The sequence below is a fragment of the Rhodanobacter sp. FW021-MT20 genome, assembly GCF_041107475.1.
In the GTDB taxonomy this organism is placed as follows: Bacteria; Pseudomonadota; Gammaproteobacteria; order Xanthomonadales; family Rhodanobacteraceae; genus Rhodanobacter_A; species Rhodanobacter_A glycinis.
Map to the genome: position 1 here is coordinate 296,796 of NZ_JBGBPX010000002.1, position 23,611 is coordinate 320,406.

The 23,611-nt window shown below is 67.3% G+C and carries 19 protein-coding genes; 10 read left to right on the forward strand and 9 right to left on the reverse strand.

Features of this window, described 5'->3' with window-relative positions; translation table 11 throughout:
- Window positions 1-16 precede the first annotated feature (16 nt).
- Window positions 17-934, forward strand: coding sequence for an LpxL/LpxP family Kdo(2)-lipid IV(A) lauroyl/palmitoleoyl acyltransferase (gene lpxL / locus AB7849_RS04195; protein WP_008210117.1), 918 nt, complete (start codon window positions 17-19; stop codon window positions 932-934).
- A gap of 97 nt (window positions 935-1,031) precedes the next feature.
- Window positions 1,032-1,967, forward strand: coding sequence for a VirK/YbjX family protein (locus AB7849_RS04200; protein ID WP_008210118.1), 936 nt, complete (start codon window positions 1,032-1,034; stop codon window positions 1,965-1,967).
- Here the strand turns inward: AB7849_RS04200 and AB7849_RS04205 are convergent.
- From AB7849_RS04205 to AB7849_RS04235, 7 genes are all read right to left on the reverse strand, one after another.
- A complete protein-coding gene (locus tag AB7849_RS04205; protein WP_008210120.1) occupies window positions 1,953-2,723 on the reverse strand; it encodes a glycosyltransferase family 2 protein in 771 nt (256 codons plus the stop codon). The genes AB7849_RS04200 and AB7849_RS04205 overlap by 15 nt on opposite strands.
- Window positions 2,713-4,038 (reverse strand): O-antigen ligase family protein, encoded by a 1,326-nt coding sequence (locus tag AB7849_RS04210; RefSeq protein ID WP_369500631.1) that lies wholly within the window; start codon window positions 4,036-4,038, stop codon window positions 2,713-2,715. Before AB7849_RS04210 ends, AB7849_RS04205 begins: the two co-directional genes overlap by 11 nt.
- A gap of 93 nt (window positions 4,039-4,131) precedes the next feature.
- Window positions 4,132-5,256 carry a glycosyltransferase gene (locus tag AB7849_RS04215; protein WP_037098876.1) on the reverse strand — a complete coding sequence of 375 codons (1,125 nt, stop codon included), beginning with the start codon at window positions 5,254-5,256 and terminating at the stop codon, window positions 4,132-4,134.
- 97 nt (window positions 5,257-5,353) lie between these two features.
- A complete protein-coding gene (locus AB7849_RS04220) occupies window positions 5,354-5,563 on the reverse strand; it encodes a zinc-finger domain-containing protein (RefSeq protein ID WP_008209430.1) in 210 nt (69 codons plus the stop codon).
- Between the two features lie 177 nt (window positions 5,564-5,740).
- Window positions 5,741-6,325, reverse strand: coding sequence for a YceI family protein (locus AB7849_RS04225; protein WP_008209432.1), 585 nt, complete (start codon window positions 6,323-6,325; stop codon window positions 5,741-5,743).
- A 14-nt stretch (window positions 6,326-6,339) separates the two neighbouring features.
- Window positions 6,340-7,053, reverse strand: coding sequence for an MgtC/SapB family protein (locus tag AB7849_RS04230; RefSeq protein WP_092701184.1), 714 nt, complete (start codon window positions 7,051-7,053; stop codon window positions 6,340-6,342).
- A gap of 4 nt (window positions 7,054-7,057) precedes the next feature.
- Window positions 7,058-7,651 (reverse strand): malonic semialdehyde reductase, encoded by a 594-nt coding sequence (locus AB7849_RS04235; protein WP_008213881.1) that lies wholly within the window; start codon window positions 7,649-7,651, stop codon window positions 7,058-7,060.
- A 131-nt stretch (window positions 7,652-7,782) separates the two neighbouring features.
- On the opposite strand from AB7849_RS04235, the gene AB7849_RS04240 reads away from it, so the two are divergent.
- Window positions 7,783-8,781, forward strand: a complete 999-nt coding sequence (locus AB7849_RS04240) for a mitochondrial fission ELM1 family protein (protein WP_369500632.1) — start codon at window positions 7,783-7,785, stop codon at window positions 8,779-8,781.
- Between the two features lie 49 nt (window positions 8,782-8,830).
- On the opposite strand, the gene glnE is transcribed toward AB7849_RS04240, so the two are convergent.
- Window positions 8,831-11,680: a bifunctional [glutamate--ammonia ligase]-adenylyl-L-tyrosine phosphorylase/[glutamate--ammonia-ligase] adenylyltransferase gene (gene glnE / locus AB7849_RS04245; protein ID WP_369500633.1), complete on the reverse strand. Its 2,850-nt coding sequence runs from the start codon at window positions 11,678-11,680 to the stop codon at window positions 8,831-8,833.
- Window positions 11,681-11,869: 189 nt separating this feature from the next.
- Between glnE and AB7849_RS04250 the strand changes: the two genes are divergently transcribed.
- The 4 genes from AB7849_RS04250 (at window position 11,870) to AB7849_RS04265 (ending at window position 16,734) form a co-directional block, all read left to right on the forward strand.
- Entirely contained in the window at window positions 11,870-13,696 is a 1,827-nt protein-coding gene (locus tag AB7849_RS04250) for an assimilatory sulfite reductase (NADPH) flavoprotein subunit (protein ID WP_369500634.1), read from the forward strand.
- Window positions 13,697-13,766: 70 nt separating this feature from the next.
- Window positions 13,767-15,470 carry an assimilatory sulfite reductase (NADPH) hemoprotein subunit gene (gene cysI, locus AB7849_RS04255; RefSeq protein WP_008211977.1) on the forward strand — a complete coding sequence of 568 codons (1,704 nt, stop codon included), beginning with the start codon at window positions 13,767-13,769 and terminating at the stop codon, window positions 15,468-15,470.
- Window positions 15,467-16,174 carry a phosphoadenylyl-sulfate reductase gene (locus AB7849_RS04260; RefSeq protein ID WP_369500635.1) on the forward strand — a complete coding sequence of 236 codons (708 nt, stop codon included), beginning with the start codon at window positions 15,467-15,469 and terminating at the stop codon, window positions 16,172-16,174. Before cysI ends, AB7849_RS04260 begins: the two co-directional genes overlap by 4 nt.
- A gap of 5 nt (window positions 16,175-16,179) precedes the next feature.
- Complete coding sequence (locus tag AB7849_RS04265; protein WP_008211979.1) at window positions 16,180-16,734, forward strand: bifunctional sulfate adenylyltransferase subunit 1/adenylylsulfate kinase; 555 nt, start codon at window positions 16,180-16,182, stop codon at window positions 16,732-16,734.
- 799 nt (window positions 16,735-17,533) lie between these two features.
- Here the strand turns inward: AB7849_RS04265 and AB7849_RS04270 are convergent.
- On the reverse strand, window positions 17,534-18,541 hold the full coding sequence (locus tag AB7849_RS04270) for a LysR substrate-binding domain-containing protein (RefSeq protein ID WP_008210336.1): 1,008 nt from the start codon (window positions 18,539-18,541) through the stop codon (window positions 17,534-17,536).
- A 321-nt stretch (window positions 18,542-18,862) separates the two neighbouring features.
- On the opposite strand from AB7849_RS04270, the gene cysG reads away from it, so the two are divergent.
- The 3 genes from cysG to AB7849_RS04285 all read left to right on the forward strand — a co-directional run bounded on the left by cysG (window position 18,863) and on the right by AB7849_RS04285 (window position 23,476).
- Window positions 18,863-20,314 carry a siroheme synthase CysG gene (gene cysG / locus AB7849_RS04275; protein ID WP_369500636.1) on the forward strand — a complete coding sequence of 484 codons (1,452 nt, stop codon included), beginning with the start codon at window positions 18,863-18,865 and terminating at the stop codon, window positions 20,312-20,314.
- Between the two features lie 47 nt (window positions 20,315-20,361).
- Window positions 20,362-21,018 carry a peroxiredoxin gene (locus tag AB7849_RS04280; RefSeq protein ID WP_092701208.1) on the forward strand — a complete coding sequence of 219 codons (657 nt, stop codon included), beginning with the start codon at window positions 20,362-20,364 and terminating at the stop codon, window positions 21,016-21,018.
- A 577-nt stretch (window positions 21,019-21,595) separates the two neighbouring features.
- Window positions 21,596-23,476, forward strand: a complete 1,881-nt coding sequence (locus AB7849_RS04285; protein ID WP_092701211.1) for an LTA synthase family protein — start codon at window positions 21,596-21,598, stop codon at window positions 23,474-23,476.
- Window positions 23,477-23,611: the final 135 nt, after the last annotated feature.

Below are 23,611 nucleotides of genomic sequence, written 5' to 3' on the forward strand. Positions count from 1 at the left end.
GGGGCCGATGCCCGGCATGCCACGCCCCACCTTCTCCCGTTCCCTGCTCGCCCCGCGTCACTGGCCGGCCTGGCTGGGCGTGGGCGCGCTGCACCTGATCGCCCGCCTGCCGCGACCCGCGCTGATGGGATTGGGGCGACTGCTCGGCGCCATCGTGCAACGCTTTCCGTCGCCACGCCGGCGCATCGCCGAAGCCAACATCGCGCTGTGTTTCCCCGAACTGGATGCCGCGGCCCAGGCCGCCCTGGTGGATGCCCACCTGCGCGACATCGGGCTGATGATGGTGGAATTCGCACTCGGCTGGATGGGTTCGAAGCGCGCCATCGCCCGCACGCCGATCACCCTCGAGGGCCTGGAGCACCTGGAAGCCGCCCGCGCCGAGGGTCGCGGCGTGCTGCTGGTTGGCGGTCACTTCTCGCACCTGGAGCTGTGCGCCCGGCTGGTCTCGCAGCGCATCCGCATCGCCGGCATGTATCGGCGCATGGACTCGACCGTGTTCGAATGGGCCGTGTTGCGCGCGCGACTGGACTACGCCGATGCGATGTTCGACAAGGACGACATCCGCGGCACCGTGAAGTACCTGCGCAGCGGCGGCACGCTGTGGTACGCGCCGGACCAGGACATGCGCAGCAAGGACAACGTGTTCGTGCCGTTCTTCGGCATCCCGGCGGCCACCATCACCGCCACCCACCACCTGGCACGCATGGGCAACGCCGTGGTGATCCCGTTCTTCCATCGCCGCCTGCCCGGCAATGCCGGCTACGCATTGCGTCTGGGTGCCCCGCTGGAAAACCTGCCCAGCGCCGACGTGCTGGATGACACCGCCCGCGTCAACGCCTGCATCGAGCAGATGGCGCGCGCCGCCCCCGAGCAATACCTGTGGGTGCACAAGCGCTTCAAGACCCGGCCGGAAGGCGCCCCGGACGTGTATTGAAATACTGAACCGCCGATGACCTCGCGCTGCCCGTGACAGGTCAGCGTCAGCGTCGACCGTTAGAAAGTGCGACAGGCCCATGGAGGTGCCATCCCCAATGTCGCTACTGTATTTCCGCCGTTCACTGCATGCCCGCCGCGATTGGCGTGGCGGCCCGGTCAAGCGCGCCCTGACGGCATCCAAATATGTATTCCGCTGTGCCCTGCACTGGCGGCATCAATCCGCATGGCTGCGATTCCTGCATGAGACGCCACGCATGTCGGCCATGCTCCCGCACGACTCGCGCCTGCACGAAAGGCCGCTGCACACCTTCATCAACCGCTTGCTCCCGCTGGCGCGTCGCTACGCCATCATCGAAAGCCACTACCGTTATCTCCTGGCGCATTGGCCCGCGCACCTGATCGATCGGGTGTACCGCGAAGGCGCGGCCCCGCTGGGTCGGCTCGTGCTCAAGAACGACAGCGTGGCCGAACTGCAGTTGCGCCGCCCGCTGGGCCGCGGCCGCGAAGGCGAGCTGGCGCTCTATCTGCTCGACGCCGAGGGGCGCCCCCTGTCGTCGGTGATCTTTACCCTCGCCGACGAAGGCCGCACCGTGTTGATCGGCTGCCTGCAAGGTGCCGCGGCCGGACTGGGACGGGACGCCGTGCGCGAATTCACCAAGCAGGCACACGGCCTGCGCCCGAAAAACCTGCTGCTGTCGATGCTGTACGCGCTGGCCCAGGCCATCGGCGCATCGCAAATGCTCGGCGTCGGCAACCGTGCCCATCCGTTTTCGCGCAACAAGGGCAAGATCAAGGCGGACTATGACGGCTTCTGGGCCGAGTGTCTGGCCCAACCCCACCCGGACGGCTTCCACGCCTTGCCACTGCACGAGCCCGCCCGCGACGAAAGCCTGGTGGAAAGCAAGCACCGCTCGGCCTTCCGCAAGCGCGAAGCCCTGCGGCACACGGCATGCAGCCTGCTCGTCCAGGCCGTGAATGGCACCCGCCAGGACGCTGCAAACACCGAGTACGGGCCGTCAGTGGCGGCTTGACCGTGATTCGCGCCGCCGTGCCTCGTGCAGCTTGGCGTATTTCAGGAACGCGTAGAACGCGCCGGTGACGCTGGCGATGAAGCCGGCCCAGCCGTTGAGGAAATAGCGCTTCACCAGGTACTGGCGCAGGAAGAACAGCGGCGGATACAGCACCATGCGCAGGCCGGTAAAACGCTGACCCTTGCGCAACTTGTACGCCACCATGCCCGAGGTGTAGCGGTTGATCTTTTCCACGCGGGTGGCGATGTCGCCGTCGCCATCGTTGACGAAATCCGCACTTCGCAACGTCCTGGTCGGGCCGCGCACTTCCACCGCGGCATGCACGTCCACGTCGTTCATGCCGCCACGGCGGCGGTCGAACAGGCGCAAATGGCCATTGCGATGGCTCCAGCGATGCTGCACCGTCCAGAACATCCGCTCGCGTCGCGGCAGGCGGAAACCGGCGTGCCGCGGATCGACCAGTGCCTGCTCGATCACCGCACGCGTGCCCGGCGACAGGATCTCGTCCGCATCCAGGTTGAGGATCCAGTCGTGGCTGGCCATCTCGATGACGCGCTGTTTCTGCGGGCCATAGTCGTCGAACGGGTGCGTCGCCACGCGCGCGCCGTGGCGCCGTGCAATCGCCACGGTGTCGTCGCTGGAACCCGAATCCAGCACCACGATCTCGTCGGCCCAATCCACCTCGCGCAGGCAGGCGTCCAGGGTGTCGGCATTGTTGAAGGTGATCAACACCACCGACAGCGGCTCACGCGGCATCGCGATGCTCCAAGGGAAGTGCTTTCTTGAAAAGTCCGGCAGGGACGCCGGGTTTGGCTTTGCCGGCAGGGATGCCGGCAACAAACAAACCTGCACACCACAGTGCCAGCAGCCAGGCGAACAACAATCCCCACCACGCCGAATAGAAGGCCAAATGGCTGTTCAACGGGAACAGCATCACGCCCAGCGCCAACGTCGCCGGGAACGCGTGCATCCGCGCAGCCGTTCCCGCCTGACGCCACGCGCGCAAGGCCCATGCCAATCCGGCCAGCCACAGCAGCAGGCCAACCACGCCGGTGCCAGCGAGGACCTCCAGCATCCACTGGTGCGGATGGCATGCCCCCTGACCCACACCACACGATTCGGCCACCACGAAGTGGTCGTTCGCCGGCGCGTAATGCGGATAGGCGTAGCGGAAGCCACGCACGCCCACGCCATTGAACGGATGCGCCGCGATCATCCGCGCGCTGACCCGCCAGATGTCCAGCCGTCCGGTCAACGCCGCATTCAGGCCTTGCTCGCCGCCATGGAACACGTCCAGCGTGCGCTGCATGCGGGCATCGAAACGCGCCGACGTCTTCCACGCCACGCCACCCGCCAGCACCAGCAGCACGGCACCAGCGGCGCACAACCCCAGGAAGCGCCGTGTCGTGCCGGCCTCGCGCCAGGCAAACGCCAGCCCCACCAGCGCGTAACACAGCCACGCCGAACGTGAACCGGCCAGCAGCACCGGTCCCAGCAACAGCAGAAACGCCACCAGCAAGCCGCGCCCGCCCCAACGCATCCGCGCCGCCCACAGCGCGAACGGCGACAGCACGGCCAGCGTGGGGCCGAACTTCAGGTCATTGCCGAACAGCCCGGTCAGGTATTCGCCGGTGGCCACGCCGCGCGGACTCCAGCCCGTCACGATCTGCAGCCACGCCGCCAGCACCCACAACGCCAGCACCGCGGCCACGCCGGCGTACAGCGCATACAGGCGATCGGTGCGGCGAATCACCAGGCAGGCGTACAGTCCCAGCGGCACATAGCGCAGCAGCCCGGCCACGCTTGACCAGCTCTTGGCCGGCGCCACCGCGTCGAACGCCGACCACAGCGCCGCCCCGACATACGCGGCCAGCAATACCAGCAGCAGGGCGGCCCCGCGCCGGTCGCGCCACGGCGCCATCCCATGCCGGCACTGCCACAGCAGGCCGATCAGGCACAGCAAGGTGCCCAGCTCGGCGCTACGCCCGAACGGCAACAGTGCCACCACCAGCCAGAACGGCGTCAGCGGCGAGCACAGGATGGCCCTGGACGTGGCGGCGAAGGAAGTCATGCGGAGCCCGAATGAGATACCCGGGCATTGTAGGGGAGCTACTCAGCGTGCACGTCGCGCCGAAGCCGGCAGCCCGGCAATGCGGATGCCGATTCAGCCGGCCACGTCGGTATACAAGGCCAGCACGGCGGCCTGCATGTCGTCCAGACGGTAGCTCTGCAGCGGCGCGATCGGTGGCGCCACGCGCAACAGCTCGGCGGCGCGTTCCACCAGCCGCTCGCGATCACCCGGTACCACGCGGCCGGCGGGGTACAGTTCGGCCAGCAATTCACCCACGCCACCGTGCGCATAGCCCAGCACCGGACGGCACAGCGACAAGGCCTCGACCACGGTGCGACCGAACGATTCGGGCTTGTTCGATAACTGCAGGATCAGTGCCGAAGTCGCGTAGATATCGCGCACGTCGGTGCGCGGCGGCGTCATCACCACCTTGTCGGCGACATCGCAGGCATGCACCAGATCCTGCAGTTCCCGGGCATAAGCCTCGCGGCCGGGTTCGATCACGCCCAGCAGCAGCAGGCGCGTGTCGATGCCGCGATGCTTTAGCGCCGCGACCAGCTCGATCGCATCGTGGTGCCCCTTCAGCCGCGTGCCGCGCGCCGGCAGCGTCAGCAGCGGCGCGCCCGCCAGGCTCGGATACTCGTTGAAGAAGGCCTTGCGCCAGGCATCATCCGGGCGATGACCGTAGGGAAACGCCTCCGGGTCGATGCCGCGCGGAATCACCTTCACGCGGGCCGGATCGAGCCACGAATAATGGCTCAGCACGTAATCGCGCAAGGTCTGTGACACCACCACCACGCGCTCGCCGCGCAGCAGGATCGCGCTATAGGAGCCGGGCGAGTTCAGCCCGTGCACGGTGGTGACGAAGTGCGGCCGCGGCGTCAGGCCGCGGATCGCCCACCAACCCAGCCATGCCGGCAGGCGCGAGCGCGCGTGCACGACGTCGGGCTTCAGTTCGCGCAACGTACGACGCAACGCGCCGATCCGCCCCAGGGTACGCAGGGATTTGCGGCCGATATCCAGCGTGATGTGTTCGCTGCCTTCGGCTTCCAGTTGGCTGGCCAGCCGCCCGCCGGCCGAAATCACCACCGAGCGATGTCCCGCCTGCACCAGCGCGCGCGCCACTTCCAGCGCCGAACGCTCCGCGCCGCCTGAATGCAGCGCGGGCAGCAGCTGGACAACGGTCAGCGTTCGGATAGGCGTGGCCATGATCGACATCGGCCCCTGATTGAACATCTTCATCCCTGAACACAAGCAGTAATCGTGCCGTCATGCCCGTCAGTTCGGCGCAAGCCGTGCGCCGACCCGGTCCGGATCAGTCGCGCAGCGTGTAATGCGCGCCACAGTAAGGACAAGTGCTCTCGCCGCCGTCATCGACGATCGGCAGATAGACCTTCGGGTGGGCATTCCACAGGGTCATGCCGGGCATCGGGCAGGACAACGGAAGATCCGCGCGCGTCACTTCGTAACGATTTTCGGCACTTGCCGGGATCGGCTTTGCTGCCGCGGGAAGAGGACCCGACATGGGCTGGGCTCCGAACAGGACTGGGGCCGACGATCATAGCAGGCCGGGGCCTTCGCCAGCGCCCCGGGGAGGGCCTCGGATGGCTACCCGAGCCCGGAAAGGCAACCGCCGGACCTGGCAACGCGAAGGCCCGCATCGTCGCCGACACGGGCCTTCGGAAACCGCCAGGTACCAGCCTTACTTCGCCTTCGGCACCGAGCCCTCGGTGGTGATGCGCAACTGGATCTCGTTGCTGACCATCGGCACGTAGGCGCCCACGCCGAAGTCCTTGCGCATCAGCGTGCCGGTGGCATCGAAGCCGATCGACTGCGCCTTGCTCATCGGGTGCGGGCCCACCTTGTTCAAGGTGGCATCCAGCGTCACCGGCCGGGTCACGCCGTGCACGGTGAGGTTGCCGGTGACCTTGAAATGGGTCGCGTCCACCGGCTGCACGCGAGTGCTCTTGAAGGTGATCACCGGATACTTCGCGGCATTGAAGAAGTCCGCTTCCTTCAGGTGCTTGTCCAGCGCCGGCACGTGGGTATCGAGCAGGCTCATCGGCATGCTCACGTCGACCGACGACTTGGCCGGATCCTGCGCGTCATACACCAGCGTGCCCGCGGAGATGCCCATGTCGGCGGTGGGATGGGAATAGCCGAAGTGGCTCCAGCTGAACAGCACCATGGTATGGCTCGGGTCCAGCTTGTAGGTCACCGGTGCGGCCTGCACCGACAACGCGGCACCGAGCAACCCGGCCAGAAGTACATAACGAAGCGTGCGCATGGGAATCTCCAGAACTAATCAGCGGGGGGATGCACCGTGCCCGGTGCGGGTTCGAGCAGCACGGCCTGCAAGCCTTCCAGCTTGCGCAATTCCTCGGCCAGTGCCAGCAATTGGGTGTCGCGCACGGCGGTATCGAACAGCAGGTCCAGACGGTCCTCGCCATCCTCGTGCCGGCGCAGGATCATCTTGCGCAGTGGCAGATGCTGGCGGGCGACCAGCGCCTCCACCGCCGCCAGCGGGGCCGCGGCTCCCAGCCGCAGACGCAACCGCGGCACGCCACGCAGGCGCCGCGCGAACAGGCGCCGCTCCAGCGGCTTCAGCGCGGCCAGAATCAGCCAGATCACCGCCGTGGCCATCGCCGCCGCCAGGTACAGGCCGCTGCCGGCAGCCAGGCCGATCGCCGCGGTAGCCCACAAGCCGGCCGCCGTGGTCAGGCCACGCACCACCTGTTCGCGTTGCAGGAACAAGATGGTACCGGCGCCGAGAAAGCCGATGCCGCTGACCACCTGCGCCGCGATGCGCGACGGATCGAGCACCACGTGCTCATGCATCAGCACATCGTTGAAACCGAACGCCGACACGATCATCGCCAGCGCCGCGCCCACGCTCACCAGCATGTGCGTGCGCATGCCGGCGGCCCACTCGTGGCGTTCGCGATTGATGCCGATGACCGCGCCAAGCACGGCCGCCAGCGCCAGGCGCCACAGCATGTCGAGTGGGCTGATCATCGACTCATTCGACCCGGCAGGCCTCGTCGAACGTCAGCCGCGGGCTGCGCGGGAACAGGTCGCGGCTGGCATCGCCGTAGCCGATATTGATCATGAAATTGGAGCGGATCTGCGTGCCGGCGAAGAACGCCGCGTCCACGCCGGCATTGTCGAAGCCGGACATCGGCCCGCAATCCAGCCCGATCGAGCGGGCGGCCAGCATCAGGTAAGCGCCCTGCAGCGAGGCATTGCGAAACGCGGTGATGTCGATCAGCGGCTGGTTGCCGTCGAACCAGCTCTTCGCATCCGCATGCGGGAACAGCTGCGGCAGCTTCTCGTGGAAGGCGTGGTCGGTGGCGACAATCGCGTTCACCGGTGCCGCCATGGTCTTGGCGCGGTTGCCGTCGGACATCAGCGGCGACAGCTTTTCCTTGGCCGCCTTCGACTTCACGAACACCACCCGCATCGGCGACGAGTTGGCGCTGGTCGGGCCGAACTTGGCCAGATCGTAGAGCTGGTGCAGTTGCTCGTCGCTGACGTCCTTGGGCAGCCACGCATTGAAGGTGCGGGCTTCGCGGAACAACTGGTCGAGGGCGGTATCGGAAAGCAACTCGCTCATGGGTATCCTTTGCTGGCTTGGCGTTATCGTGGCGCAACGGCACCAGTGTAAACGCAGGCGCCATCCGGCAGGGTCTCGACAGGGGAACGCAGCGTGCCATTCGCGGAAACAATGCCAGCGGTTACCTCCGCATGCTGAACCCGCGCCACGAGTGCTGGGCGATCACCGACCATGCCGCCGGCAACCAGCGCCAGGCGCTGGCGCTGGCCGAGCGGATGGACATGCCGGTACGCCACCTGGTGCTGGAACCGCGCGCGCCGTGGTCCTGGTTCGCCCCGCGCCTGCTGCCCGGCAGCGACCGCGCATTGCCGCTGGCGCAACGCGTCGCCTTCGCGCCACCGTGGCCGCGACTCGCCATCGGCTGCGGCCGCAGCGCCGCACTGTTCACGCGGATGCTGCGCGAGCTGTCCGGTGGCCGCTGCCACACCGTGCAGATCCTCGACCCGCGCATCGACCCGGCCCACTGGGATACGGTGATCGCCCCGCGCCATGATGGGCTCACCGGCCCCAATGTGCTGAACCCGCTGGGTTCGCTGAACGGGGTCGACGACGACTGGCTGGCCGATGGCCGCGAATCCTGCCCGCAATTCGACGAACTGCCGCGGCCGCGCAGCGGCGTGCTGATCGGCGGTCCGCGTCGCGGCATCGCCATCGACAGCGGCTACGCCGGACGCCTCGCCGAACGCCTGCGCGCACGCTGGCAGCACGAAGGCGGCAGCCTGCTTGTACTCGCCTCGCGGCGGACCCCCGATGCGGTCATGGACACGCTGCGTACTGCGCTCGACGGTATCCCCGGCCTGCGCTGGGCCGGCCCCGACGACGGCCGCAACCCCTACCCCGGCGTGCTCGGCTGGGCCGATCGCCTCGTCGTTACGCCCGATTCGGTGAACATGCTCAGCGAGGCCTGCGCGGTGGGTTGCCCGGTCGAGACACTGGTCGACGCGACCTTGCCGGCGAAACTGGAGCGTTTTCACCGGTCGCTGCATCAGGCCGGCCTGTTGCACGCATTGGGTGACCCTGTCCCGGCCTCGCAACCGCCATTGCGCGAAACGGCAGATATCGCGGCCCAATTACGCAAGCGCCTGGCAGCATCGGCACCCGGCCACGACGACCACCAGCCTCGGCGGTAACGATCAGGTCGGCAGACGTCCTGAGCGGGTAGACGGTCTGGCCACGCCTTCAGTCGAACGCGAAACCCAACGCACGAGTCACACCCGTCACTTCCTCGCAAAGGCCTTCCAGTGCGGCATCGCGGGGCGCGACGCGCGAACGCAGATCCAGCGTGCAGGCCAGCGCACGCTGCAACAGCTCGGCGTGGGCCCGCACCAGCGTGGCCGCTTGCGTGGCATCCAGCAGGCCGGCATCGCGACACGCCGGGATCAGCCGTGCATTGGCGGTGACGCCGAGCAATTGCGGCTGCTGCGCGGCATGCGCCAGCACCAGGCCTTGCAGGGCGAATTCGATATCGAGCAGGGTGCCGCGGCCTTGCTTCAGATCAAGCCGAGCGGTGTCCGAACGATCACGTTCGGCGCGCCAGCGGCGACGCATCTGGCTTACCGCATCGAACACGGCGGTCGCCTCGCGTGGCACTGCCAGGATGTCGCGGCGCACCCCGGCCAGCGCGGCATTGAGCACGGCATCGCCGGCCACCGGCCGCGCGCGCAACAGCGCCTGGTGCTCCCACGTCCATGCCCGGCTTTGCTGGTAGGCGATGAAGGCATCCAGGCTGCCGACCAGCAGGCCCTTGGAACCATCCGGGCGCAAGCGCGTATCCACTTCGTACAGTCGCCCGGCGCGGGTCTGCACGGTCAGCCAGTTCATCACGCGCTGGGCCAGCCGCTGGTACCAGCGCGAACCTTCCAGCGGGCGCGGACCATTGCTCATTGCCTGCGTGCGCTTGCCGTCGTAGACGAACACCAGATCGAGATCGGAGGCAAAGCCCAGTTCCTCGCCGCCGAGGCTGCCGTAGCCCAGCACGGCGAAGCCGGAGCCTTCGCCCGGCAGGCGGCCGTGTTGCGTCACCAGTTCGCGCTCGGCCAGCGCGGTGACGGCAATGATCACCGATTCGGCCAGCATCGCCAGCCGTCGCGCCGTGGCGACCGCATCGGCACGACCGTCGTTGAAGGCCAGCCCCAGCCGGAACGCGATGGACGACTTGAATTCGGTGATGCGTTCCAGCTCGGCCTCGGCCTCGCGCTCGTCCAGCGTGGCCAGCACGCGGGTGAGTTCGGCGCCGATGTCGGAACGCTTCAGCGGCAGTTGTTCGATGCGCGGATCGAGCACGTCGTCCAGCAGCAAGGGCTGCGCGATCACCCGCTCGGCCAGAAAGGCGCTGTCGGCGAACAGCTTGGCCAGCCGCTTGCGCGCCGCCGGCTGCTCCTCCAGCAACGCCAGATAGGATGAACGCCGCGCCACGGCCTGGGTCAGGCGGCACAGGCGCAGCAGGCACGGCACCGGCGCATCGGTGGCGCGCGCAGCGGCAAGCAACTGCGGCATCAGGCGATCGAGCCGTTCGCGCGAACGCGCCGACATGGCGCGCACCGGCGAGGCTTTCGGCAGTTTCAACAGCGCTTCGGCCGCCTCCGGCCCGGGCACGAAACCGCTGGCTTCCAGCGTGCCGGCATCCAGCGCCTCGTCGCAGGCCTGCCGCCACAAGGCGGCATCCTCGGCCGGCACGCTGGCGGTGCGGCCACCTTGCGGCATCAGCACCGCGGCGAACTCGTTGGCGACGATCTCGCGATGCTTTGCCAGCTCCTCGGCCAGCGGCTCCCATGCCGGGTAATCCAGCCCGCGCGCAATCCGCTCGCGGCTCAGCGCATCGTCCGGAATGTCGTGGGTCTGCGCGTCGCGCAGCATCTGCACGCGGTTTTCCAGCTTGCGCAGGAACACATAGGCCTCGCGCAATACCTTCGCCCGCGCCGAAGGCAGGTGGCCGCGCGCCTCGCACGCCGCCAGCGCGGGCAGCAGGCCGCGCACGCGCAGGCTCGGCTCGCGCCCGCCGCGGATCAGCTGGGTCAGCTGCACGATGAATTCGATCTCGCGGATGCCGCCGGGGCCGAGCTTCAAGTTGTCGGCCAGGTCCTTGCGCACGACTTCCGCGTCGATCAGCGACTTCATTTCGCGCAAGCCGGCAAAGGCGGTGTAGTCGAGGTACTTGCGATAGATGAACGGGCGCAGCAGTTCCTGCAGCTCCTTGCCGGCGTGCTGGTCGCCGGCCACCGGGCGGGCCTTGATCCAGGCGTAGCGTTCCCAGTCGCGGCCTTCGCGCTGGTAGTACTGCTCCATCGCGCTGAACGACAGCGCCAGCCGGCCGGCATTGCCGAACGGGCGCAGGCGCAGGTCGACGCGCGCGCAGATGCCGTCGGCGGTGGGTTCGTTGAGCAGCCGCACCAGTTGCCGCCCCAGCCGCACGAAGTACTCGCCGTTGTCGAGCACGCGCGCACCATCGCTCTGGCCGCCGTGCGGGTAGACCAGTACCAGGTCGATGTCGGAGGAGAAATTCAACTCGCTGCCGCCGAGCTTGCCGAAGCCGACGACGATCAGCCGCTGCACGCTGCCGTCACGGCCGCAAGCCTGGCCGAAGCGCGTCGCCAGCAGCCGTTCGGACCAGCCCAGCGCCAGCGCCAGCAAGGCCTCGTACAACACGCTGGTGGCCGACAGGGTTTCCGGCAACTCGTCCAGTCCGTTGACATCGCGAAACACCAGCCGCAGCGCCTCGGCGTGGCGGAAGCGGCGCAACGCCGCCAGCGTGGGAATCTCGTCCTCCGGCAACTTCAAGGACTCGATGCGCGCCGCGGCGTCCGCATTGGAGCGCAATCGATCCAGCCCTTGCGGTGACAGCAAAGCCGGCTGGTTACGCCACACTTCGAAGGCGAAATCGCTGGCCATCAGCGTGCGCCGGATACGCTCGGCCACGCCAGCGTCGTCGTGCAACGGCACGCCGGCCGCGCGGCAACGCGCGGTCAGCTCGGCGTAACGGTCATCGATCAGGGTGCGCAGGGCGCTGGACTCGGAAGACGGCTGGGTCATGCCGTCATTATGCCGGCTCGCGCCCATGCCCCGCTGGCCTGCCGTGCGGGCGAACGCCCTGACCGGACAGCCAGCGCCCATGAGGACCCGGCATAACCGCATGCCATCCCATCCTTTCCGGCCAGCCGAAGGCCCGCCTAGCATGCTCTTACGAATGGACGTCCAAACGCCCGCAACAAGACCATCGTCATGACCGCCGCCCCGCTTTCCCTGCTCTCCGAAGACAAGCAGCAACTGGCCAACCGCCTCGCCGAGGGGCTGGATGCGCCTTCGCTGCACTGGCTTTCGGGCTATCTCGCCGGCCTGGCTGCGCTGCGACCCATCGGCAAGGCGGCCGGCAATGAAAGCGCGCCGCGCAAGGCCGTGGACGCACAGGCGCGCCTTACCGTGCTGTACGGCAGCCAGACCGGCAACGCCAAGCGCGTGGCCGAGCAGTTGGCCGAGCGCGCCACCGCGGCGGGGCTGGAGGTGCGCCTGCTGCGTGCCGATGCCTATCCATTGCAGGAGCTGAAGAAGGAGCGCCTGCTGTACGCGGTGGTCAGCACCCACAGCACCGGCAACGAGGTCGAACCACCGGACGATTCACGCGGTTTCTTCGAGCATCTCGAAAGCCGCCGCGCGCCGCGCCTGCCCGAACTCAGCTACGCCGTGCTGGCGCTGGGCGACACCAGCTACCCGGACTTCTGCGGCATCGGTCGCCGCCTCGACGAACGGCTGTCAGCGCTGGGTGCCACCAGCCTGTTCGCACGTGGCGAAGCCGACGTGGATATCGAGACGGTGGCCGCGCCCTGGGCCGACAACGCTCTGGAGCAGGCCCGCACCTTGTTGAAACTGGCCCCGGGCCAGCCGTCGCCCGCGCCGACCAGCGGCGTGGTGACCCCGCTGCATCCGGCCCGCCAGGCGTGGTCGCGCCAGCATCCCTTCCACGCCGAGGTGCTGGCCAACCAGCGCATCGTCGCCAGCGACAGCGGCAAGGACGTACGCCACATCGAGCTGTCGCTGGAAGGCAGCGGCCTCACCTACCAGCCCGGCGACGCGCTCGGCGTGTGGCCGACGCAGTCACCCACGCTGGTCGATGCCGTGCTGGCGACGCTGGGCCTGGATGGCAACCGGGAGGTGGATTTCAACGACGAACGCCTGCCGCTGCAGCAATGGCTCGGCCAGCGCCGCGAACTGACCGGCCTGACCCGGCCTTTCCTGATCGCACATGCCGAGCGCGGCGACCACGCTGCCCTCAAGGCCCTGCTGCAGCCCGACGCACGCGCCGAGCTCGGCGCCCTGCTCGACGGCACGCCCCTGCTGGACCTGTTGCGCCGCTATCCCACCGCGTGGGACGCCGACGCCCTGGTCGCGGCGCTGCGCCCGCTGGCGCCGCGCATGTACTCCATCGCTTCCAGCCTCAAGCAGGTCGAAAACGAAGTGCACCTCACCGTCGACCGCCTGCACTACCGCAGCGACGGCGAGGAGCGCTGGGGCGTGGCTTCGCATCATCTGTCCGCACTGGACGAAGGCGACACGGTACCCGTGTTCATCGAAGCCAACGACCGCTTCCGGCTGCCGGCCGAGCCGTCGCGCGACATCATCATGATCGGCCCCGGCACCGGCGTGGCGCCGTTCCGCGCCTTCGTGCAGGAACGCGCCGCCGCTGGCGCCAGCGGCCGCAACTGGCTGTTCTTCGGCAACCCGTATCGGCGCACCGACTTCCTGTACCAGCTGGAATGGCAGCAGGCGCTGCGCAATGGCACGCTGAGCCGGCTCGACGTGGCGTTCTCACGCGACCAGGCAGACAAGGTCTACGTGCAGGACCGCCTGCGCGAGCAGGGCCGCGAGTTGTGGGCGTGGTTGCAGCAGGGCGCGCACCTCTACGTCTGCGGCGATGCCAACCGCATGGCCCCCGACGTGCATGCGACCTTGCTCGACATCGCCGTGGCACACGGCGGCAAGTCGCACGAAGACGCCGAAACCTGGCTCAGATCCCTGCTGGACGAAGGCCGCTACGTCCGCGACGTGTACTGAATCCCCACTTTGCCGAAAGGCCATCACGGCCGGCGCCCAACGCCAGCCGCCTCCCCATGAAGCCCGCGCCATGACCGACAAGCCCCTTTCCGCGATGGAACAGCTCAAGGCCGACAGCCGCTACCTGCGCGGCACCATTGCCGAGAGCCTGGCCAATCGCACCACCGGTGCCATCAGCGATGACGACACCAAGCTGCTGAAGTTCCACGGCAGTTACATGCAGGACGACCGCGACCTGCGCGACGAACGCCGGCGCCAGAAACTGGAGCCGGACTACCAGTTCATGGTGCGCGTGCGCCTGCCCGGCGGCGTGCTGACGCCGCGGCAATGGCTGGACCTGGACCAGCTGGCCCGCGCCCACGCCAGCAGCGGCCTGCGCATCACCACGCGGCAGACCTTCCAGTTCCACGGCATTGCCAAGGAACATCTGCGCGACATGATCGGCGGCATCAACGACACCGGCCTGAGCACCCTGGCCGCCTGCGGCGATGACGTGCGCAACGTGATCTGCTCGGTCAACCCGCGGCTGTCCCCGGCCCACGCCGAGGCGTACGACTGGGCGCTCCGAATCATGCGCCACCTGGAGCCGCGCACTTCGGCCTACAAGGAACTGTGGGTCGACAAGCTGGAACGTACTAGCGACGGCAGCCAGGACAGCGAACCGCTGCTGGGCAAAACCTACCTGCCGCGCAAGTTCAAGATCGGCATCGCCATCCCGCCGTACAACGACATCGACGTGTTCGCGCAGGACCTGGGCCTGATCGCCATCCTCGACGAACACGGCCAGTTGGCCGGCTTCAACCTCGCGCCCGGCGGCAGCATGGGCGCGAGTGCCGGCAACCCGGCCACCTACCCGCAGCTGGGCGACCTGATCGGCTTCGTCGAACCCGGGCAGATTCTCGACGCGTGCTGGCATGCGATCGCCGTGCAACGCGATTTCGGCGACCGTGTCGAACGCCTGCATGCGCGCCTGAAGTACACCATCGACGACCGCGGCCTGGACTGGTATCGCAACGAACTGCAATCACGGCTCGACTTCCCCCTGCAGGCGCCGCGCGACTACCACTTCGAGCACAACGGCGACCGCTACGGCTGGACCGAAGGCAGCGACGGACGCTGGCACCTGACCCTGCAGATTCCCAGCGGTCGGCTGCTGGACACGAAAGGCCACACGCGCCAAACCGGCCTGCGCGACATCGCCCGCATGCACACCGGCGAATTCCGCATGACCTGCGACCAGAACGTGATCATCGCGGACGTGGCCGCCGCCGACCGGGCCGCCATCGATGCGCTGGTGGAACAACACGGCCTGGATGACTACAAGCGCGCCAGTGGCATCCGCCAGCACGCCATCGCCTGCGTGGCGCTGCCGACCTGCGGCCTGGCCATGGCCGAAAGCGAACGCTATTTGCCGACCATCCTGGACCGGCTGGAAGCCGTGCTGGACAAGCACGGCCTGCGCGACGAACCGATCCACTTCCGCATGTCCGGCTGCCCCAACGGCTGCTCGCGTCCGTACCTCGGCGAGATCGCCCTGATCGGCCGCGCCGTGGGCCGCTACGACCTGCGCCTGGGTGCCGATCATCGCGGCGAGCGGCTCAACGCCCTCTACCGCGAAAACATCGACGAAGCCGCCATCGTCGCCGCGCTCGACGACCTGTTCGGCCGCTTCGCCAGCGAGCGGCAAGGCGATGAACGCTTCGGCGATTTCATTGCCCGCACCGGCGTGGTCGAACCGCCACGGCGCCGGCCAGCGCTGGACTTCGCGCCATGAGCGTGCGGGCCGTCGACGCCACGCAGTTCGACGGCGCCGAGCGCATGCTCGAATCGCTGGATGCCGTCGAGCGCGTGCGCTGGGCGCTCGAACACCTGCCCGGCCCTTACGTGCTGTCCTCCAGTTTCGGCGCACAGGCTGCGGTCATGCTGCATCTGGTGACCCGGCAACGGCCGGACATTCCGGTCGTGGTCATCGATACCGGCTACCTGTTCCCCGAGACATACCGCTTCATCGACCAACTCACCGAGCGACTCCAGCTCAACCTGCACGTGGCCCGTCCTTCGCTGTCGCCCGGTTGGCTCGAAGCCCGCCATGGCCAGTTGTGGAAGGACGGGCGCGACGGCATTGATCGCTACAACCGACTGGCCAAGGTGGAGCCGCTGCGCGAAGCGCTGGACCAGCTCGGCGCCGGCACCTGGTTCGCCGGCCTGCGCCGGCAACAATCGCACAGCCGCGCGGATGCCCCGGTGCTGGAGCGCCGCCACGTGCGCTGGAAGGTCCATCCCATCGCGGACTGGACCGACCGCGACGTGGGCATGTACCTCAAGCGCCACAACCTGCCTTATCACCCGCTGTGGGACCAGGGCTACGTGTCGATCGGCGACACCCACACCACGCGCCGCTGGGAACCGGGCATGCGCGAGGAAGACACCCGCTTCTTCGGCCTCAAGCGCGAATGCGGCATTCATCTGGACGTCTGAACGCCATGCATGACCACACTCGCGAGCACGCACCGCGCTGGATTCTGCGCCCACGCCAGCAACGCTGGCTGGAACGCCTGCTGGACAACGAACTGGCTCCGTTGCACGGTTTTCTCGGCCGCGCCGACTACGACAGCGTGTTGGCCGCGATGCACCTGGCCGACGGCACGCCTTGGCCGTTCCCAGTGACACTGGACGTGGACGAAGCGTTCGCCGCCACGCTCGACGCAGGCGCGCGCATCGCGCTGTGCAGCCCGCACGGCGAACCACTCGCACGGCTCGATCTCAGCGACATCTACTACCCGGATCATTTGCGCGAAGTGCGTCTGTTGTATGGGCACATGGATCGCCGGCATCCGGCGATCGTGCAGCTGTTGCGGCATACGGGGGCGGTTTATCTGGGTGGACGAGTACACGACTGGCGCGGTGTTGCGGTACCGCGGAGGCCGCTTGATGACGCCGTTGGGATGGTGTCCTCGTCGCACGATTTGTGGGGTGGCAATGGAAGCCTCCATGCGATCGAGCCGGTGGGGGCCTGCGTGAGTCATTTGCTGCACTGACTCGCTACTGCTGCGAACTTGCCTGATCGCCAGATTGCTCGCCTGTGGCGGGCTTTTGCTCGTTCTGACGTGGTCGGTGGGTGGCTCACCTGCGGTGGGCTTTCGCTCACATTGGCGCAATCGGTGGGATGCTCGCTTGCAGCGGGCTTTCGAGCGCCTGCCGGCGCCCGAGTTACCTCTCTTTGCTGGCCCAAAGAGACGTAACCCAGAGAAATGGCCTATGGGACCCGCCGACCCTACAAGCCTTGGCGATCGAGGTGTTTGGAACTTGCGTGGCTCTTCCTGTTACACGGGCGGCCACACCGCGCCGTCACCGAAAACTGAGGGTTAGGAAGAGCAGGGGCGTGTGGTCGAGCTTGGCGCTGTGGTGTGCGGCTTTTTCATCCCCCTTCGAGAGCGGCGCGCGGCGGAGGATCAGGCCCGCAGGGTGGCTGGCAGGGATGCCGGCCAGTTCGACGCCAGGGCAGGCGACGGCATGGATGCCGGAGTTGAGGCAACGCAGGACGCAGTTGCCCGAGCCCTGTCGGCGAACCCCCGTAGCCGGGCGCGGACCCGCCGGCTCGCAGAGCCGGTGGGCGCGAACGCAGGGTGCCCCTCTCTTGGGTTACTTTCTCTCGGGCAAGCGAGAGAAAGTGACTCGGCCACCGGCAGGTGGGCGAAACCCCGGCACCATAGGTGACGGCAGGTTGCCGAAACCATGGGGCAAGAAACCATGGGTCAAGACGCGCCGCCCGCAAGCCGTGCGCAACACGTAAACCCCACCCTCCACGAATACTGCCGCCACGCGGCAGAACTCACCTCAAGCCGCGTGCAACGCCGCCGCACGCTTGCCGCGCCGGCCGGTCTCGCGCCACAGTGGCGCTTTCGGCCATGCCGGCTCGGCGTGACCGGCGACGACGCGGCGAAGTTCGGCTTCGTCGAGTTGCGGGGCGACCAGCGTGGCCAGTTGCGCGACGTAGCTGCGCAGCACGCGATCACGACGCAGGACCAGCCAGCTGGTGCATTCGGGCAGCAGCGGGTCGATGTCGAGCACCACCAGTTCGCGCGCATCGGCATCGCCCAGCGCCATCTCGGCGAGGATGCCCACGCCCAGGCCGGCCAGCACGTAGGTCTTGATCAGGTCGGCATCGGCCGAGGTGCAGGCGATGCGCGGCTCGATGCCGACCGAGCTGAAAGCCCGGCGCAGCGAGGAATCCGGTTGCAGCGAGGATTCGTAGCTGACCAGCGGCAGATCGGCCAGATCGGCCAGGCGCAGCGGCCGCTTCAGGCGTGCCAGCGCATGGCCGCGCGGCACGATGGCGCGTCGATGCCAGCGATACAGCGGTACCGCGATGCCGCCTTCCGGCTGCGCGCCGCTGGTGCTGACGATGGCCAGGTCGACCTCGCCGCTTTCAAACAGGCTGATGACACGACTCTCGCCTTGCGGGCGGATGTGCACGCTCAGATCGGGATATTGCTGCTTGAGCCGCGCAATCGGCTCGGGCAACACGAAGCGGGCCTGGGTATGCGTGGTGGCCAGTGCCAGCTCGCCGTGCGATTCCTCGCGCAGGTTCGCTGCCAACGCGCGGATGTTGTGCGATTCGTTGAGGATGATGCGCGCGCGCTCCAGTACCTGGGCGCCGGCGGGCGTGATCGTGTCCAGGCTCTTGCCGCGACGGGTGAACACCTGGAAACCGAGTTCACCTTCGAGTTGCTTGAGCTGCTTGCTGATGCCCGACTGGGTGGCGTAGACGTTCTCCGCCGCGAGCGTGATGTTGAGACCGGCGTCGGCGATGGCGACGATGTAGCGCAGTTGGGTGAGCGTCATGATGTCCTGCCTTGGGGTGTACGTGGATGGCGAGCGTCAATGCACGAAGCACGACACGGACAGGGCATGTTTTCCGCCGAACGAATCTGCTTGATGTTGAGCATGACCAATCTCCACACACCGGCACCATGCCGGGTCGACTGCACGCGACCTTAACACACGAATGTTTTGGACGTCTATCCATCCATTCTAATACGTCGGAAGTCATGCACCACCACATCATGCCAGGTCGGCATAACCTCGGTCGCAGCCATCATTTCCAGCCAAACCCCGGCACCGTTAGCGTGAATCCATCCTTCCCGACACGTGCCCTCGACCGCCATGCCGCTTTATCCGCTCTTCGCCGATCTTGTCGACCGCCCCGTCCTGGTGGTGGGCGGCGGCGTGGTAGCCGAGCGCAAGGCCGAGGCATTGCTGGCCGCCGGCGCCCGGGTGCGTGTCGGCGCCCCCGCGCTCACCGCCACCCTGCACGAGTGGGTCTCGCAGCAACGCATCACCTACCTGCCGGGCCGCTATCGCAAGGAATGGCAGAACGGCGCATGGCTGGTGATCGCCGCTACCGGCGACCCGTGGCTCAATGCGCGCATCGCTGCCGAAGGCACCGCGCGGCGACGACTGGTGAACGTGGTGGACGATCCCGCGCTGTCCAGTTTCCAGGTGCCGGCGGTGATCAACCGCGCGCCGTTGCAAGTAGCCATTTCCACCAACGGCACGGCACCGGTGCTGGCACGGCGGTTGCGCGAACGCATCGAGAGCTTGCTCGACCCCGCATTGGGCCCGCTGCTGCAACTGGCCCAGCGCTACCGTCCGCATATCCGCCAGCGTCATCCGGACATGGCCCATCGCCGACGTTTCTATGATTGGCTGCACGATGGCCCGGTCCGCAATTTATTGCGTGCCGCGCAACCCGCCTTGGCCGAACATGCCTTGCAGGTGGCGCTGGATGCCGCATCGACACCCGCAGCGGTCGGCTCGGTGGTGCTGGTCGGCGCCGGCCCCGGCGATCCCGGCTTGCTCACCTTGCGCGCGCTGCGTGCGTTGAACGAGGCCGACGTGATCCTGCACGACGCCCTGGTGTCGCCCGCCGTGCTCGAACTGGCCCGGCGCGATGCCGCGCGCATCGCCGTGGGCAAGCGCGGCGGTGGCACGCATACCGCGCAAGATGCCATCCACGCGCTGCTGCTGGAGCACGCCCGCGCCGGTCGCCGCGTGGTTCGACTGAAGGGTGGCGATCCGTTCGTGTTCGGTCGCGGTGGCGAGGAACTGGAATTCCTGCAACACCATGGCATCGCCTTCGAAGTGGTGCCCGGCATCACCGCGGCCGTGGCCTGCGCCGCCTTCGCCGGCGTGCCGCTGACTCATCGCGAGCACGCCCAGTCGGTGCGACTGGTGACCGCGCACTGCCGCGATTCGCTGGACACGCTGGACTGGGCGGCGCTGGCCCGGGAACGCCAGACGCTGGCGTTCTACATGGGAGTGGCCCAGCTCGACACCGTGTCGCGGAAACTCATTACGCACGGACGTGCGGCATCGACATCCTTCGCGCTGGTGGAAAACGGTTCGCTGCCGCAGCAACGCACGCTCACCGGCGCGCTGGACGAATTGCCCGCGCTGGCACGCCAGCATGCCATCGCCGCGCCTGCGTTGCTGATCATCGGCGAAGTCGCGGCACTCGCCCATCGCCTGCACTGGCATGGCGAGCTGCTGGAAAGCTGTCGACGCCCCGCCCGCTCGTCCCACCAGCCGTCCGCCGCCCTGGCCGACGCTGCCTGATCCATCCGCATCCCGCATCCCGCAATCGCTCGTCGAAGGAGACCATCATGAGCCTGCAACTGGGCGATACCGCCCCCGACTTCACCCTCGATTCCACCGAAGGCCAGATCCACCTGCACGATTACATCGGCAAGCAGTGGCTGGTGTTCTTCTCGCACCCGAAGGATTTCACCCCGGTGTGCACCACCGAGCTGGGCGCCTTCGCCCGCCGCAAGGGCGAGTTCGCCCAGCGTGACACCAAGCTGCTTGGCCTGTCGGTGGATTCGGTGGCCGACCACAAGGGTTGGTCGAAGGACGTCGAGGACGTCACCGGCGCCGCGATCAACTATCCGCTGCTGGCCGATACCGAGCTGAAGGTGGCGAACCTGTACGGCATGATCCACCCCAAGGCCGACCCCAAGGTCACCGTGCGCACGGTGTTCATCATCGATCCGCAGAAGAAAGTGCGCCTGACCCTGACCTACCCGCCGAGTGCCGGCCGCAATGTCGACGAGGTGCTGCGCGTACTCGACTCGCTGCAGCTCACCGACGGCCGCAAGCTCACCACGCCGGTGGACTGGCAGCCGGGCGACGACGTGATCATCGCGCCGTCGGTCTCCGACGAGGACGCCCGCAAGGAATACCCGCAGGGCTGGAAGACCCTCAAGCCCTACCTGCGCCTGCTGAAGGTGACGGACGCGCTCAAGAAAGCCGTCAACGCCTGATCCAACCCTGCTTCAGCCGCGTCCCGCAACGGGCGCATTCGGGCCGGCGTGCCATGCGCCGGCCCTTCTTTTTTGGGTAGACGTGGAAGAAATGAAGTCACGCGACTCGTCATGCCCCCGTGCTTTTTCTTGTCATCCCGGCGAAGGCCCACTGCTGTCCGGAATAAAAATGCGCGATGCGTGGAAGGCCCCGAGCAGTACAACTTTGCAACCATTGAGTTTGCATGAGACCCAAATTTCAGAGTTATCGACCACGCCCCGTCTCGTCATCCCAGCGAAAGCTGGGATCCAGTTAAGATGCTGTGCGAAGCACACTCAACTTCTTGTTTTTGTGTGCTTCGCACGCATGTTCGACTGGATTCCAGCTTTCGCTGGAATGACGGATTCGGCTGCCGTCATGCCTTCGCAAAATTATTCCGGACAGCAGTGGGCGCAGGCCGGGACGACGGCCAAGGCCAATAACCTGGAATCACCCGACCGATGAACCCGGGGCAACACGCGATATTCACCTGACAACGCGTTCATGTCGCCCGCGTTACAGTCCGCAGCTTGCCTGCGACCAGGCCACCGGACCGCCATGACGACACGCCTCGCCCTTCCCCAGTCCCGCCTTGCCCGACTCGCCCTGTTGGTCGCGGTAGCCATCCTCTTCGTCCTGCTCACCGGCTTGATCGACGGGCACAAGGGCGTGGCGCCGTTGCGATTGCTGATCCAGCCGAAATTCCCGCTGGCCAACGCCTTGCCCGGGCTGCTGCTGGGCGGCCTGTTGCTGCTGCTGAGCCGACGCCTGTTGTGGTCGTTCGGGCTGGCGTACCTGCTGCAGGCCGTGCTGTATGGCGTCAACGCGCTGAAGGTGGAAAACCTCGGCACGCCGCTGATGCCGGCCGACTTCCGCATGGTCGGCCAGTTGCGCAAGGGCGGCTTCCACCTGCTCGCCGGTTATCTGCCGCACAGCCCATGGCCGTACCTGGCCTTGCTGGCCGGCCTTGCCGCAATCATCGCGTTGTGGCACTTCGAGCCGCCGCTGTTCGCGCGCCGCACCCGCGGCAAGCGGCTGGTCGGTGGCGCCGTGCTGGCCGTCACGCTGGGCAGCCTGCTCGCCGGCAGTTCGGCCTGGGCCGGTTTCTACAACGGTCGCACGCTATGGCTGGAACCGTGGTCGGCCGCTTCCACCACCATCCACTCGGGGCTGGTCAGCTCGTTGCTGATGTTCCACATCCAGTACGGCCACGCCAAGCGCAAGGCCGATCCGGCCGCGGTGAAACAACTGCTCGCACAGAACGAACCGGCGCTGCAGCAGCACATGCAGATGCCGGCCACGCCGGCGAGCGCGCTGCCGGACATAGTGGTGATCCAGAGCGAATCGTTCTTCGATCCGTCGACCCTGCGTGGCTACGAACACGCCGACCTCACCCCCAACCTGCGCCGGCTGCAGGCGGAAGGCACCAGCGGCCCGCTGTACGTCCCCACTTTCGGCGGCGGCACCATCCGTACCGAGTTCGAAGTGCTTACCGGCCTGTCGCTGCGCTACTTCGAGGACATGCAGTTCCCCTATCTGCAGATGAACCGCAAGCTGGTGCCGAGCATGGTGCGGGCACTGAATGCGCGCGGCTACGAGACCGTGGCCATCCACGGCAACGATCCGGCATTCTGGAACCGCACCACGGCATTCAAGGCGCTGGGTTTCGACCGTTTCGTCTCGCGCACACAATTCCCGGCCAACGCGGCGATGGACGGCAAGTACATGGCCGACAGCGCGATGACCGACGAGATCATGGACCAGCTGAAGGACAGCGGTCCGCCGCAATTCCTGTTCGCGATCAGCATCGAGGCGCACGGTCCGTACGATGTGGAGCCGGCGAACACCGCCGAGCGCGATGCCATCCGCGTACCCGCCGGCATCGAGGGCAAGGAAAAGCTCGAGCTGCAGGATTACATCTATCACATCCAGCATGCCGACCATGAGCTGGGCCGGCTCGCCGCGTTGCTCGCCAAGCGCAGCCGCCCGACCCTGCTGCTGTTCTACGGCGACCACCTGCCCGCACTGACCAATGTCTACCACACGCTCGGTTTCGTCGACGGCGGCAACATGCTGAGCGAACCGGGCACCTGGCTGCTGGTCGACCCGGCCCATCCGCGCAAGGCCGTGCACGAAGACATCGCCTCGTGGATGCTTCCCGGCAAACTGCTCGACACCGCCGGCATCCACGACGACGCCTACTTCGCGCTGACCCAGCTGCTGGTCCCGCAGCTGGCCAGGCTCACCCGGGCCCCGGGCGCTCCCTTGTCCGACGAATCTTCCGGGCAGCAGCAAGTCGACACCGACATGGCCAGCGTCGCCCTGCTGCGCATGAAGGGCAAGCTGGAAAAATTGCTGCCTGTCAGCGCTCCCGGCACTCCGTCGAACTACGCCGGCCAACCCGCGGCGATGTCGACGAGTGCGGGCACCGCGCACTGAGCCTGGCCTATATCCCCGTTGTTCCGCGCCGGCGCTCCAGGTCGCGGAACAACGGACGATGGGAGACCGCGCCGGAAACCCGGCCACGCGCAATTACGGCAACCATTCAGCCAGCTGTCCGCTGCCAAAACGCCC

Bases quoted from the DNA above. Each gene is read 5' to 3' on its own strand.
- lpxL (WP_008210117.1), top strand. From the start codon at position 17: ATGCCACGCCCCACCTTCTCCCGTTCCCTGCTCGCCCCGCGTCACTGG.
- AB7849_RS04200 (WP_008210118.1), top strand. From the start codon at position 1,032: ATGTCGCTACTGTATTTCCGCCGTTCACTGCATGCCCGCCGCGATTGG.
- AB7849_RS04205 (WP_008210120.1), bottom strand. From the start codon at position 2,723: ATGCCGCGTGAGCCGCTGTCGGTGGTGTTGATCACCTTCAACAATGCC.
- AB7849_RS04210 (WP_369500631.1), bottom strand. From the start codon at position 4,038: ATGACTTCCTTCGCCGCCACGTCCAGGGCCATCCTGTGCTCGCCGCTG.
- AB7849_RS04215 (WP_037098876.1), bottom strand. From the start codon at position 5,256: ATGTCGATCATGGCCACGCCTATCCGAACGCTGACCGTTGTCCAGCTG.
- AB7849_RS04220 (WP_008209430.1), bottom strand. From the start codon at position 5,563: ATGTCGGGTCCTCTTCCCGCGGCAGCAAAGCCGATCCCGGCAAGTGCC.
- AB7849_RS04225 (WP_008209432.1), bottom strand. From the start codon at position 6,325: ATGCGCACGCTTCGTTATGTACTTCTGGCCGGGTTGCTCGGTGCCGCG.
- AB7849_RS04230 (WP_092701184.1), bottom strand. From the start codon at position 7,053: ATGATCAGCCCACTCGACATGCTGTGGCGCCTGGCGCTGGCGGCCGTG.
- AB7849_RS04235 (WP_008213881.1), bottom strand. From the start codon at position 7,651: ATGAGCGAGTTGCTTTCCGATACCGCCCTCGACCAGTTGTTCCGCGAA.
- AB7849_RS04240 (WP_369500632.1), top strand. From the start codon at position 7,783: ATGCTGAACCCGCGCCACGAGTGCTGGGCGATCACCGACCATGCCGCC.
- glnE (WP_369500633.1), bottom strand. From the start codon at position 11,680: ATGACCCAGCCGTCTTCCGAGTCCAGCGCCCTGCGCACCCTGATCGAT.
- AB7849_RS04250 (WP_369500634.1), top strand. From the start codon at position 11,870: ATGACCGCCGCCCCGCTTTCCCTGCTCTCCGAAGACAAGCAGCAACTG.
- cysI (WP_008211977.1), top strand. From the start codon at position 13,767: ATGACCGACAAGCCCCTTTCCGCGATGGAACAGCTCAAGGCCGACAGC.
- AB7849_RS04260 (WP_369500635.1), top strand. From the start codon at position 15,467: ATGAGCGTGCGGGCCGTCGACGCCACGCAGTTCGACGGCGCCGAGCGC.
- AB7849_RS04265 (WP_008211979.1), top strand. From the start codon at position 16,180: ATGCATGACCACACTCGCGAGCACGCACCGCGCTGGATTCTGCGCCCA.
- AB7849_RS04270 (WP_008210336.1), bottom strand. From the start codon at position 18,541: ATGACGCTCACCCAACTGCGCTACATCGTCGCCATCGCCGACGCCGGT.
- cysG (WP_369500636.1), top strand. From the start codon at position 18,863: ATGCCGCTTTATCCGCTCTTCGCCGATCTTGTCGACCGCCCCGTCCTG.
- AB7849_RS04280 (WP_092701208.1), top strand. From the start codon at position 20,362: ATGAGCCTGCAACTGGGCGATACCGCCCCCGACTTCACCCTCGATTCC.
- AB7849_RS04285 (WP_092701211.1), top strand. From the start codon at position 21,596: ATGACGACACGCCTCGCCCTTCCCCAGTCCCGCCTTGCCCGACTCGCC.